Raw genomic sequence first — 12,842 nt, forward strand, 5'->3', positions numbered from 1 at the left:
GGGCGCGGTCAGTCAGCGACCTCGGCGGCCAGCCGCTGGGTGAGCTCCTCGGCCCGGCGGGCGGTGGCCCGGAGCCGCTCCATGGTCGGCACGGCCCGCTCGTGCGCCGCGGCCACCACCTCGCGCGCCGCGGCCACCACCTCGCGCGCCGCGGCCTGCTCCTCGACCGAGGTGCCGACCGCTGCCTGCGCGTCAGCCGCCGCACCAGCCGACGCACCGGTTCCCGCACCGTCGGGCACCTTTGTCGCCGCCAAGGTGTCCAGGGCGTCGAGCAGCTCGCGGATCTCGTCGATCGAGAACCCCAGCGGCTTCATCGGGGTGATCAGCTGGAGGCGCTCCACGTCGGCCTCGGAGTACAGCCGGAACCCGCCCTCGGTCCGCGCGGAGGGCACGACGAGCCCCATCTCCTCGTAGTAGCGGATCGTGCGGTGGGAGAGGCCGGTGCGCTCGGCCACCTCGCCGATGTGGGCGAGCGGGACGTCCTCGATGGTCATGGGAAAACCTTACGCTGCGATAGAGTTGGGGCAGTGCTGGCCGCTGGCCCAGCGTCCCACGCCCCCTGAACCCCTTCCCGGACCCGCCCGACGGAGCCGTGCGCGGCGCACCCCAGACCCCCGAGGCGCCGAGGCACCCACCGGCCGGCCCGTCCGGCACCGGCCGCCCCCTGACGATCCCCCAGGAGACCCATGAGCAGCACCGTGCCCGACGCGGCGCCCCACGACCTCCCGACCGACGAGTACCCACTGGTCCCGGAGGCCGGCGAGCGCGAGACCTCCACGCTCGCCGCGCTGCGCAACCCCCGCCGACTGAAGACCGAGGTCCTGGCCGGCCTCGTGGTGGCCCTGGCCCTCGTCCCGGAGGCGATCTCCTTCTCCATCATCGCTGGGGTGGACCCGCGGATGGGGCTCTTCGCCTCGTTCACGATGGCCGTGACCATCGCGATCGTCGGCGGACGCCCGGCGATGATCTCGGCCGCCACCGGCGCCATCGCGCTGGTCATCGCCCCGGTGGCCAGGGAGCACGGGATCGACTACTTCCTGGCCACGGTGATCCTGGCCGGCCTCCTGCAGGTGGTGCTGGCGGCCCTGGGCGTCGCCCGCCTGATGCGCTTCATCCCACGAATGGTGATGGTCGGCTTCGTCAACGCGCTGGCCATCCTCATCTTCATGGCCCAGCTGCCACAGCTCGTCGACGTGCCGGTGCTCGTCTACCCGCTGGTGGCGGTGAGCCTGGCGATCATCTTCCTGCTGCCGCGCCTGAGCTCCGCGGTGCCGGCCCCACTGGTGGCGATCGTCCTCGTGACGGTCGCCGCGGCGCTCTTCGGGTGGCAGGTCCCGACGGTCGGCGACATGGGCGACCTGCCCGACTCCCTGCCGGCGCTGCTGCTGCCGGACGTCCCGCTGACCCTGGAGACGCTGCAGATCATCGGCCCCTTCGCGCTGGCGATGGCGCTGGTCGGGCTGCTCGAGTCGCTCATGACCGCCAAGCTCGTGGACGACATCACCGACACCCACTCGGACAAGACCCGCGAGAGCTGGGGCCAGGGCGTGGCGAACGTGGTGACCGGCTTCTTCGGCGGCATGGGTGGCTGCGCGATGATCGGCCAGACGATGATCAACGTGAAGGCCTCCGGGGCCCGCACCCGCATCTCGACCTTCCTGGCCGGCGTGTTCCTCCTGATCCTCGTGGTGGCGCTCGGCGACCTCGTGGGACGCATCCCGATGGCAGCGCTCGTGGCGGTGATGATCTTCGTCTCCTGGGCGACCTTCGACTGGCACTCCATCGCGCCGGGCACGCTGCGCCGCCTGCCGCTGGCCGAGACCCTCGTGATGCTCGTGACCGTGGCCGTCACCGTGGCCACCGGGAACCTGGCCTACGGCGTGATCCTCGGCGTCCTCACCGCATTCGTGGTCTTCGCCCGCCGGGTGGCCCACTTCACCAGCGTGGAGCGGGTGGAGAGCATCGACGTGGACGGCGACGGCACGATCGACGCGGTGACCTACCGGGTGACCGGTGCCCTCTTCTTCGCGAGCAGCAACGATCTGGTGTACCAGTTCGACTACGCCGGGGACCCGCAGCGCGTGGTCATCGACCTGTCCGACAGCCACGTCTGGGACGCCTCCACCGTGGCGGCGCTGGACAGCATCGAGGCCAAGTACACCGCCAAGGGCAAGCGGGTGACCATCGTCGGCCTCAACGAGGCCTCGGCGGACCGGCACGGGCAGCTCTCCGGGCACCTCGGCGACGGGCACTGAGCGACCGACAGGAGCACCCCTGCCGGGCACCGAGGGGCAGGTGGCGAGCGGCGGGGCGGGCACCAGCCCCCCCCGCCACCCGCCGCAGACCCACCGTCCTCGCCCAGAACCACCGTCCACCCACGGTGGGTCTGGACGAGGACGGTGATCCTGCGCGTGGGGCACCCCAGCGGGCCGGGCCCACTGCCATCACCCCCGTACACTCCGTGACATGACCCGTATCGGCATCCTCGTGACCTCCACCCGTTCCGGACGCATCGGCCCCACCGTGGCCCGATGGGTCGCCGACCAGGCCCCCGAGGGGGTGCAGGCCGAGATCGTCGACCTCGCCGAGGTGGAGCTCCCCCTCTTCGACGAACCGCAGTCCCCCAAGGCCAGCCCCGGCCAGTCCCCAGCGACCCGGGCCTGGGCGGAGACCATCGAGTCGTACGACGCCCTGGTCATCACCACCCCGGAGTACAACGGCTCCTACACGGCCGTGCTCAAGAACGCCATCGACCACCTCTACGCCGAGTGGGTGGGCAAGCCGGTCGGGGTCATCGGCTACGGCTGGAACGCCGGCGCGGACGCGATGGAGGTGCTGGCCCGTGTGGCCGACCGCATCGGCATGGCCCGCACCGACGGTCCGGGCCTTCGCCTGGGCGAGCACCTCGAGGTGGACGGCACCCCCACCGACGCCGCCCCGGCCGACGAGATGAGCGCCCTGTTCACCGCGCTCGTCGAGCGGGTGGACGCCCAGGGCTGAGCCGGGTCCAGCCCCCCCCCCGACGACCATCACCTGACGCGCACCACCATCAGCGATCGAGGTGACGTTCGTGCACGTCAGGTGATGGTCGTCTGCTGCGTGGCGAGACGCGGGACCCCTCGCCACCGGCGCACGGCTGCGAGACTGGCCCGATGACGTCCGCAGCACCTCCGGTCCCCTCCCCCGAGACCCACCTGACGGTCACCGGCGCCCACCTGCACAACCTGCAGGGCGTGAGCGTCAGCATCCCCCGCAACCGGCTGGTCGCGGTGACAGGAGTCTCCGGGTCGGGCAAGTCCTCGCTGGCCTTCGGCACGATCCACGCCGAGGCGCAGCGGCGCTACCTGGAGACCGTCGCCCCCTTCGCCCGCCGCCTGCTCCACGGGGCGCTGGACCCGCAGGTCGGGGCCGTCCACGGGCTGCCCCCGGCGGTCGCGCTGGGGCAGCAGGCCACGACCTCCGGGGTCTCCTCCCGCTCCACGGTGGCCACCGTCAGCCAGACCGGCAGCATCCTGCGGATGCTCCTCTCCCGCTGCGGCGAGTACCCCGCCGGGACCGAGCACCTGGACTCCGACGCCTTCAGCACCAACACCGCTGTCGGCGCCTGCCCGGACTGCTCGGGGCTGGGCGTGGTCCACGAGCCCACCGAGGCGTCGATGGTGCCCGACCCGAGCCTCTCCATCGCCGAGGGCGCCATCGCCGCCTGGCCCGGTGCCTGGCAGGGCAAGAACTACCGGGACATCACCGCCACCCTCGGCTACGACGTCCACGCCCCCTGGGAGAGCCTGCCGCAGGCCGACCGGGACTGGATCCTGCTCACCGACGAGCAGCCCACCGTGGAGGTGGTGCCCGAGCGCGAGGCCGGGCGGATCCAGCGCCCCTACCAGGGCCAGTTCTCCTCCGCCCGCCGCTACCTGCTGCGGACCCTCGCCGAGACCCGCTCGGCCACCCAGCGGGCCCGGGCGCTGCGCTTCGTGGAGGCCCACCCCTGCGGCACCTGCGGCGGGGCCGGCCTGCGCCCCGACGCCCAGGCGGTCCGCTGGCAGGGGCAGGGCATCACCGACCTGCTGGACCTGCCGATCGACGAGCTGCTCGAGCTCACCACCCGCCGCACCGGTGAGCTGGCCGAGGCCACCCGCCGCACGCGATCCGGCGCACCGGGCGAGGGGACGTCCGGCGAGCCCATCGCCGGAGCGGCCACGGAGCCGACCGCCCGGGAGGCCGCCGAGCTCAACCTGCTCACCGATCTCACCGCCCGCCTCGAGGTCCTCGTGGAGCTGGGCCTGGGCCACCTGGCGCTCGGTCGCGGCAGCACGACCGTCTCCCCCGGCGAGCTCCAGCGCATCCGCCTGGCCACCCTCCTGCACGCCGGCCTGTTCGGGGTGCTGTACGTGCTCGACGAGCCGTCCGCCGGCCTCCACCCGCGCGACACCGAGGCCCTCGTGCGGGTGCTGCGTCGGCTCGTGGAGGCCGGCAACACCGTCCTCGTGGTGGAGCACGACATGGGTGTGGTGGCCGCGTGCGACTGGGTGGTCGACGTGGGTCCGTGGGCCGGTCAGGACGGCGGTCGCGTGCTCTTCAGCGGACCGGTGGATGGGCTCGCCGGGGTGGAGGACTCGGTGACCGGGCGCTATGTCGAGCGCCCCGTGCACCCCGAGGAGGTGTTCCCCGACGGTCCCCCCGCCGTGCGCCCCACCCCCGGGGCCAGCGGCCTGCTGCAGGTCCGCGGCATCCACCGCCACAACGTGCAGGGCGCCGACGTGGACTTCCCCCTGGCCGCCGTGACGGTGGTGACGGGGGTCTCCGGGTCCGGCAAGTCCTCGCTGCTCGACGGCATCGCCGCGGCGGTCCGCGCCCACGCCCAGGAGGTCACCACCGAGGCGGAGGGGACGGGCGACGAGGAGGGCGAGGAGCTTCCCGGTCGTCTCGACCCGCCGGACGGGGGCACGCCGGCGACCGTCACCGTCGCCGGCGGCAGCCCGGGCGGCGCCGTGCCGGGACGGCTGGTGCGCATCACGCAGAAGCCGATCGGCCGCTCGCCCCGGTCGACCCTGGCCACCTACACCGGCGCCTTCGACCGCATCCGCAGCCTGTTCGCCGCCACCGAGCAGGCCAAGACGCGCGGCTTCGGGGCGGGCCGGTTCAGCTTCAACACCACCCCCGGCCGCTGCCCCACCTGCGAAGGGCAGGGCTCGGTGTCGGTGGAGCTGCTCTTCATGCCCGGCACCTACTCGCTCTGCCCCACCTGCCACGGCACGCGCTACGACGAGGAGACCCTCGAGGTTCGCTGGCAGGGGCTGACCATCGCCGAGGTGCTGGCCCTCACGGTGGACGAGGCACGGGAGGTCTTCACCGAGGAGCCGACCGTCCGCCGCACGGTGCAGGCGCTGGCCGACCTGGGGCTCGGATACCTCCGACTGGGCCACCCGGCCACCGAGCTCTCCGGCGGGGAGGCGCAGCGCATCAAGCTGGCCACCGAGCTGCGGGTGCGGCGACGGGAGCCCACCCTCTACCTCTTCGACGAGCCGACCACCGGCCTGCACCCCGCCGACACCCACCGACTGGTGCGCCAGCTCCACGCCCTGGCCGCCGCGGGCCACACGGTGGTGCTCGCCGAGCACGACCCGGTCGCCGCGGAGACGGCCCACCGGGTCCTCGAGATGGGGCCGGGCGCGGGCCCCTCCGGAGGACGGGTGATCCGTACGGGCGCACCGACTACCCTTCGGTGATCCCTCCCCGGCACGGCCGCCCCGGACCAGGGCTCCGCGCCGCCCGCCCCTCCCTCTCAGGAGCACCATGCCCTCTCGCCAGAAGGCCACCCGTCGGAAGGCCACCCACCTGGCCGGCCTGGACCGCCGCCTCTGGGCCGTCCTGGGGGCTGCGCTCCTCACCGTGCTGCTGTACGTCGCCTACACCCTGAGCCCCACCACCGAGCGGGCCGGGAACATCCCCGACCCCGCCCGGGAGGCCTACCAGAACGCCGCGGCGGGCGCCGAGGAGTTCGACCACCCCTGCCACGGGCTGCAGTGGGAGGTCATCGCCGGCATCGGACGGGTGGAGAGCAAGCACGCGGAGCGGGGGAAGCTGGACGACGCCGGCCGGGCCGACCCGCCGATCTACGGGGCCCGGCTGGACGGCAGCGGGGCCGGCGGGAATGTCACCGGCATCAGCGACACCGACGGCGGCGAGATCGACGGGGACACCGAGTACGACCGCGCCGTGGGCCCGATGCAGTTCATCCCCACCACCTGGGAGATCCACGGCCAGGACGGCAACGGGGACGGCGAGAAGGACCCGCAGAACATCCACGACGCGGCCCTGGCCACGGCCAGCCTGCTCTGCGGCAACCAGGAGATCGACCTGTCGGAGGAGGAGACCCTCCGCTCGGCGATCAAGCGGTACAACAACTCCGAGGAGTACGTGGACGACGTGCTCACCTGGGCGGAGCGCTACCGCCGCTGAGGCTCAGGCCTCCTCACCCGGCCCCTCCTCGAGTCGATCGTCGGCGGTGAACTCCACGACTGCGTCGGCGAAGGCCTCGGGGGCCTCGAGGTGGGGGCGACGGCCGCCACCGGGCACGACACCGAGCTCCGCCCCCGGGACCAGCGCGGCCACCTGCTGTGCCGCGGCCCGGGCCGTGCGGTCCTCCCCGCTGAGCACGAGCACCGGCAGGTCCAGGGCGCGGAGGGTCTCGGTGGCGTCCAGCCCGGCGAGGACGTCGAGCACCTCCAGGGTGCGCTGCCGGTCGATCCCCTGTGCGACGAGGTTGTTGCGCGACTGCGCCTGCAGGGCGAGTTTCTGCATGCGCACGGCCATCTTCGGCATCTGCGGGAAGACCGCCGAGAGCACCAGCCGGCGCACCTTCTGCGGGTGGTTCACGGCGAGGGTGGCGCAGACCAGGCCGCCGACGTCGACCCCCACGGCGTCGAAGCGGCGCCAGGTCATGACGTCCGGGGTGTTGAGCACACCCTCGGCGCAGCGCGGGAGGTCCAGGCCGACGGCCTCGGTGGGCTTCAGGCCCGAGACCCATGGGGCGGCCATCGGGCGGGTGGCGCCGATGCGGCTCACCACGTCCTGCCAGTCGATGGGTGTGGAACCGATGCCGTGCACCAGCGCCAGCGGGGTGGGGCCCTGCGGCTCCTCCCCCAGGCCCTCCAGGGCAGAGAGGTCGTCGGGGATGGTCAGGTCCAGGTCGTCCGGCAGCTCGTCGTTCACGCAGATGAGGCTATCCCGGGTCACTCCAGCGGCAGGTCGGCGGCGGAGCGCTCGGGGTCGAAGAAGCAGAGCATCCCCCAGACGAGCAGGACCACCATGCCGATGACCAACCCGCCCATCGCGGCGACCATGACCGCCGCCGGGAGCTCGCCCCAGCCCAGGTCCGCCCAGAGGCTCGGCAGGGCGAAGGGCAGTGCGCACAGCACCGTGGTGACCAGTGTCAAGAGCGCCAGGAACTCCCACATCAAGCGCTCACCGCGGGCCAGCCGGGCCGGCGTGCGCACCCAGAAGTCCTTGTGGGGCATGTTCACCATCGGCGCCCACTGGGGGCTCAGGAGCAGTCGACTCATCCAGGGCATCGGCAGGAGCAGGAGCGCCAGCCCGACAAGGATCAAGGCCTCCCACCCGCTGAGCTGCTGCACCTGTCCGTCCGAGACGACGGTGAGACCGCCCGGCCGGACGAGGGTCCACCCGGCCAGCCCCGCCCACACCAGGACGGACAGCCACCACGCGCCCCGGACCCACCCGCTCCGGGGCTCGAGCCGGCCCCTGGCCACGGTGGCGACGGACTGCACGTGGCCGCGCATCTCCGCGATCTCCTCGGCCGGGGTCGGGTAACGCCTGCTCATCGCCCCTCCTCGCTCGTCTCACGCGTCGTCGTGCCACCCGTCGTCCTGTCCGAGACCCGACGGCACACGGCGCGGGCCAGCGCCACACCGCGGTCGGCCGCCTGCTCGAGGAAGGCTGGGAAGTCGGCCACCGCGTCGCCGTCGGCGTTGTCGCTGATGCTGCGCACCACCGCCCAGGGCACCCCCATCCGGGCGCACGCCTGGGCCATGGCCGCGCCCTCCATCTCGGCCGCGAGGGCACCGAACTGCTCGACGATGCGGACGCGCTGCGTCACGGAGGCGATGAACTGGTCCCCCGAGGCGATACGGCCGGTGTGCACCCCGGCCCCGCCGGACACCTCCCGCGCCGCGTGCTCGCACGCCGCCCGCAGCCGGTCATCGGACCGCCAGACAGCCGGCTCGCCGAGCAGCTCCCCCGGGGCACGACCCAGCGCGGTGACGTCGACGTCGTGCTGCACCACGTCATGGGCCACCACGAGGTCACCCACGCCCACCTCGGGCGCCAGCCCCCCAGCAACCCCGGTGAACACGATGCGGTCGGCCCCCACCGTGCGCAGCGCAACCGCCCCCAGGGCGGCGTTCACCTTGCCCACGCCGCTGCGCAGGACGGCCACGTCCACCCCCTCGAGCTGCCCCGTGGTGACCTCCTGGCCCAGCACGGTCTCGGGGCGGGGATCGGCCAGCGCCGCCCGGAGCGAGACCACCTCGGCCTCGATGGCCCCCATCAGGCCCAGAACTCCCCGGGGCCCGCGGCGCCCATCCACTCCCGGTGCGTGCGACATGCCCGGCAGCATCGCACAGGGCCCGCAGCGTGCGCCGGGAGCATCCCTGCGGCAGGCCCGCTGTGGCCCTGCCGCCCCCTCCTGCAGCCGCTCCCGGCGCCCTCGCGAAGGAGTTGGGCAACCACTGAGCACACTGCCGCACCGGTCTCTCACGTCACTCACAGCGGACTCACGACCGGCGCACAGGCTGGGGGCGGGCCTCACACGCGCCTCACAGGGACGGCGTCGCGGGCGGCCGGACCGGGCTAGCCGGGCTGCTGGGCCGGACCGGCTGGCTGGCGCGGAGCCAGGCCAGCCGGTCCGAGCACTCAGGCGCGCTGGGCGCCCGCCACCAACGACTCGAGCTTCGCCCAAGCGATGTCGGGGTGGACGCGACCGCCGAAACCGCAGTCGCTCGAGGCGATCACGCGGTCGCTGCCGACGGCCTCGGCGAAGCGTCCGATGCGCTGGGCCACCAGGTCCGGGTGCTCCACCACGTTCGTCGCGTGCGAGACCACCCCGGGCAGCAGCGTGAGCCCCGCGGGCACCTCGACATCGCGCCAGACGGTCCACTCGTGCTCGTGGCGCACGTTGCCGGCCTCGAGCGACAGACCACCCACGTTCGCCTGCAGGACCTCCCCGAGGATGTCCGCCAGCGGGACGTCCGTCGTGTGCGGGCCGTGCCACGAGCCCCAGCACAGGTGCAGCCGCACCCGGGAGGTGTCCAGACCCTCCAGCGCCAGGTTGAGGGCCTCGATGCGGCGGGCCACGAACCGCTGGTAGTCGGCCACCGACGGCTCGGGGTTCACCTGGTCCCAGCTCTCGGCCAAGGAGGGGTCGTCGATCTGCAGCTCGAGCCCCGCATCGAGGATGGCGGAATACTCCTGGCGCAGCACCCCGGCCCAGGCGTGGAGCCACTCGGTCTCGCTGGTGTAGTGCGCGTTGCCGATGCGGGCCGCGGACCCGGGCGAGAGGGCGCACAGGTACCCGCGCCCACCGCCGGTGGCGGCCAGCGCCGCGGTGAGGGCGCGCGTGTCCCGGGCGACCGCATCCTGCCCGGCGTACCCGATGGCGCCGGTCGCCGTGGGCAGGGGCAGCGGGCGGCGGGCATCGATGCCGGTGCCGCTCGTCGGGTCGCCGTACACGTCACGGAAGCGCAGCCAGTCGCGGCGGCGGCCGAAGGTCGTCAGGCGCACACCGTCGGCCGGGTCGGCCGGGGTGTTGCCGAGCCGCTCCTCCTGCGCCTCGAGCTCCTCCGGCGACTGCGTGGGCTCCACGAGTTCCAGGCCGCTGGTGCGGTCCAACGAGTAGGTCCACCAGGCGCCGAAGTCCTGGGAGGCGGTCATGGCGTGGCCGTACTCGCCGTCGTTCACGACGTCGAGGCCGAGGTCGCGCTGGCGGGCGACGACCTGCTGCACGGCAGTGCCCAGCTGCTCGTCGAACGCTGCGGCGTCGATCTCGCCGGCGGCACGGCGGGCGTTGGCCTCCCGCAGGGAGTCCGGGCGGGGCAGGGAACCGGCGTGGCTGGTGAGGACGGGGGTCATGGGGAGCTCCTGGGGTGTGGTGAGGGGGTCAGGCGAGGACCGAGCGCAGCACCGTGGCGGTCTGCTCGGTCTCGATGAGGAAGCCGTCGTGGCCGTGGACGGACTCGATGACGGCGTACCGGCCGCCGGTCCCGCGGGCCAGGGAGCGCACCTCGTCGGGGGTGGTGAAGCGGTCCGAGGAGACCGCCACCGCGGTGACACGGGCGGGCAGGTGCCGCAGCGCACGCTGCACACCGCCCCGCCCGCGGCCGAGGTCGTGCGTGGCCATCGCCCCGATGAGGCGCAGGTAGGACACCGCGTCGAAGCGCTCGACGAAGGAGCGGCCGTGGTGCTCGAGCCACGCTGTGAGGCGCCCCGCATCGGGCCCGAAGCGCTGCTCCAGACCGTCCGCGCTGCGGTAGGTGAGCACGGCCAGCTGGCGGGCCAGCGCCAGGCCGGCAGTAGGGCCGGACTGGGGGGCGTAGTACCCGCCCTGCCAGGCCGGGTCGGCGGTGACGGCCGCGCGCTGGACCGCCAGACCGGCCCGCAGGTCGGCCGAGGAGGCGGCCGGTGCGGCCACGACGACGGCGTGGTCCACCGGCACGGCGGTCTGCGCCGCCCACTCCAAGGCCCGCATCCCACCGGCCGAGGCACCGATGACGTGCGCCACCCGACGGATGCCCAGGGCCTGCACGGCGCGCACCTCCGCGGCGACCTGGTCGCGCACCGTCACCTCGGGGAAGTCGGCGCCGCCCAGCGCGTTCGGCACCGACGCACCCGCCGGGCCGCTGGTGCCGCTGCACCCACCGAGGACGTCGGGGGCGATGACGTGGAAGCGCTCGGTGTCCACCGGCGCCCCCACCCCGAGGACGCCCGGCCACCAGCCCGTGGGACTGTGCGCCGGGCCGCCCGGCCCGGCCACGTGGGAGTCACCGGTCAGGGCGTGGAGCAGCAGCACCACGTTCGAGCCGTCGGCGCGCGGCGGGGCTCCCCAGCGGCGGACGCTGACCTGCAGGTCGGGGACCACTCCCCCGCCCTCGCAGACCAACCGACCCAGCCGCAACAGGTCGTGCCGCGGTGCCGGGCAACCCCCGACACCGACCAGCGGGGCCGGTCCCGCGGTGCGCGCGGAGCCGGGACGCGCCGGACTGAGCACCGCGGTCACCGGGCCACCGCCCCGAGGCCGCGCTCGAGGTCGGCCAGCAGGTCGGCACTGTCCTCGATGCCAACGCTCAGGCGGACCAGCCCGGGGGTCACCCCGGCGGCGAGGCGCTCCGCATCGGACAGCTGGGCGTGGGTGGTGCTGGCCGGGTGGATCACCAGCGAGCGCACGTCGCCGATGTTCGCCACGTGGCTGAAGAGCTGCAGCGCCGAGACGAAGGCGCGCCCTGCATCGGCCCCGCCCGCGAGCTCGAAGGAGAGGACCGACCCCGGGCCGTCCGGCAGGTAGCGCTGGGCGACCTCGTGGCTGGGGTGACCAGGCAGGCCGGCCCACTGCACGCGGGTCACCTCGGGCCGGGCGTCGAGCCAGCGGGCCACCTCGTGCGCGTTGGCCACGTGCTTCTGCAGCCGCAGGGTGAGCGTCTCCAGGCCCTGCGCGATCAGCCAGGCGTTGAACGGGGCCGGCGCGGAGCCGAGGTCCCGCAGCAGGCACACCCGGGCCCGCAGGACGTAGGAGAGGTTCACCCCGAAGGCACCGTCGGCCCCGAGGTCGCGGGCGAACACCAGGCCGTTGTAGGAGGGGTCGGGCTCGGTGAAGTTGGGGAACCGCTCCGGCTGCGCGCCGTAGTCGAAGGTGCCGCCGTCCACGATCGCCCCGGCGATGGCGGTGCCGTGCCCGCCGAGGAACTTGGTGGCCGAGTAGACCACCACGTCCGCGCCGTGCTCGAGCGGCCGCAGCAGGGCCGGGGTGGCCACGGTGTTGTCCACGATCAGCGGCACGCCCGCCTCGTGGGCGGCGTCGGCGACGGGCCGGATGTCCAGCACCAGGCCCGACGGGTTGGCAATGGTCTCGGCGAACCAGGCCTTGGTGTTCCCCCGCGTGGCCTCCCGCCAAGCGGCGGGGTCGTTGGGCTCGTCCACGAAGGTGGTGTGGATGCCGAGCTTCTCCAGCGTGACCGCCAGCAGGTTCTGCGTGCCCCCGTAGAGGTGGGCGGACGCCACCACGTGGTCGCCGGCACGGCAGAGGTTGAGCAGCGAGAACGTGGTGGCCGACTGGCCGGACGACAGCAACAGGGCGCCGACTCCCCCGTCGAGGGCGGCGAGGCGGTTCTCCACGGCCTCGGTGGTGGGGTTGTTCAGGCGCGTGTAGATGGGGCCGAGCTCGGCGAGCGCGAACCGGTTGGCGGCCTGGTCTGCGTCCGCGAAGACGTAGCTGGTGGTCTGGTGGATGGGCAGGGCGCGCGAGCCCGAGTCCGAGTCCGGCACCTGGCCGGCGTGGATCGACCGCGTCGCCAGGCCCCACGCGGAGGGGTCGGGGGCGGCCGAGGGGGTGCTCACCGCATCAGCGGTGGTGGCGGTGGTGGTGTCGGCGTCGGTGGTGGGGGTGGGCTCGGTGGGGTGCGTCATGGTCTTCTCCTGGGTCTGGGGTGCGCCGCGGTGCCCCTCGCACCCGCATCGACGATGCGGGGAGGGTGCGGCACGCCGGCCGGCCCCACGACGGGGCGGCAGGCAGCAAAAAGGGGTCGTCGGGCCTCAGCGGGCTCGGCGCAGGG

Annotated in this window: 11 protein-coding genes; 4 read left to right on the forward strand and 7 right to left on the reverse strand. The window is 73.9% G+C overall.

Annotation, left to right across the window (positions count from 1 at the left end):
- Window positions 1-8: 8 nt before the first annotated feature.
- Entirely contained in the window at window positions 9-494 is a 486-nt protein-coding gene (locus CFT82_RS12285) for a MerR family transcriptional regulator (protein WP_088818934.1), read from the reverse strand.
- 192 nt (window positions 495-686) lie between these two features.
- Here CFT82_RS12285 and CFT82_RS09680 point away from each other — a divergent pair, with 192 nt between their 5' ends.
- The 4 genes from CFT82_RS09680 to CFT82_RS09695 all read left to right on the forward strand — a co-directional run bounded on the left by CFT82_RS09680 (window position 687) and on the right by CFT82_RS09695 (window position 6,462).
- Window positions 687-2,255 (forward strand): SulP family inorganic anion transporter, encoded by a 1,569-nt coding sequence (locus CFT82_RS09680; RefSeq protein WP_088818935.1) that lies wholly within the window; start codon window positions 687-689, stop codon window positions 2,253-2,255.
- A 211-nt stretch (window positions 2,256-2,466) separates the two neighbouring features.
- Window positions 2,467-3,000 (forward strand): NADPH-dependent FMN reductase, encoded by a 534-nt coding sequence (locus CFT82_RS09685; RefSeq protein WP_088818936.1) that lies wholly within the window; start codon window positions 2,467-2,469, stop codon window positions 2,998-3,000.
- Window positions 3,001-3,152: 152 nt separating this feature from the next.
- The gene (locus tag CFT82_RS09690; protein ID WP_088818937.1) at window positions 3,153-5,729 is read left to right on the forward strand and encodes an AAA family ATPase; all 2,577 of its coding nucleotides are present in this window, start codon (window positions 3,153-3,155) and stop codon (window positions 5,727-5,729) included.
- Between the two features lie 67 nt (window positions 5,730-5,796).
- Window positions 5,797-6,462, forward strand: a complete 666-nt coding sequence (locus CFT82_RS09695; RefSeq protein ID WP_088818938.1) for a lytic transglycosylase domain-containing protein — start codon at window positions 5,797-5,799, stop codon at window positions 6,460-6,462.
- A gap of 3 nt (window positions 6,463-6,465) precedes the next feature.
- Here CFT82_RS09695 and CFT82_RS09700 read toward each other — a convergent pair whose 3' ends face one another.
- From CFT82_RS09700 to CFT82_RS09725, 6 genes are all read right to left on the reverse strand, one after another.
- Window positions 6,466-7,215: an alpha/beta fold hydrolase gene (locus CFT82_RS09700; protein ID WP_088818939.1), complete on the reverse strand. Its 750-nt coding sequence runs from the start codon at window positions 7,213-7,215 to the stop codon at window positions 6,466-6,468.
- 20 nt (window positions 7,216-7,235) lie between these two features.
- Window positions 7,236-7,844 (reverse strand): hypothetical protein, encoded by a 609-nt coding sequence (locus tag CFT82_RS09705; RefSeq protein WP_088818940.1) that lies wholly within the window; start codon window positions 7,842-7,844, stop codon window positions 7,236-7,238.
- Window positions 7,841-8,569: a 5'-methylthioadenosine/adenosylhomocysteine nucleosidase gene (locus CFT82_RS09710; RefSeq protein ID WP_234994394.1), complete on the reverse strand. Its 729-nt coding sequence runs from the start codon at window positions 8,567-8,569 to the stop codon at window positions 7,841-7,843. Before CFT82_RS09710 ends, CFT82_RS09705 begins: the two co-directional genes overlap by 4 nt.
- Window positions 8,570-8,934: 365 nt before the next feature.
- Window positions 8,935-10,149 (reverse strand): cobalamin-independent methionine synthase II family protein, encoded by a 1,215-nt coding sequence (locus tag CFT82_RS09715; RefSeq protein ID WP_088818941.1) that lies wholly within the window; start codon window positions 10,147-10,149, stop codon window positions 8,935-8,937.
- Window positions 10,150-10,177: 28 nt separating this feature from the next.
- On the reverse strand, window positions 10,178-11,155 hold the full coding sequence (locus CFT82_RS09720) for a homoserine O-acetyltransferase family protein (protein WP_159461902.1): 978 nt from the start codon (window positions 11,153-11,155) through the stop codon (window positions 10,178-10,180).
- 134 nt (window positions 11,156-11,289) lie between these two features.
- Window positions 11,290-12,696, reverse strand: a complete 1,407-nt coding sequence (locus CFT82_RS09725; protein WP_268807429.1) for an O-acetylhomoserine aminocarboxypropyltransferase/cysteine synthase family protein — start codon at window positions 12,694-12,696, stop codon at window positions 11,290-11,292.
- Window positions 12,697-12,842: the final 146 nt, after the last annotated feature.

The sequence above is a fragment of the Kytococcus aerolatus genome, from assembly GCF_900187395.1.
Lineage (GTDB): Bacteria > Actinomycetota > Actinomycetes > Actinomycetales > Dermatophilaceae > Kytococcus > Kytococcus aerolatus.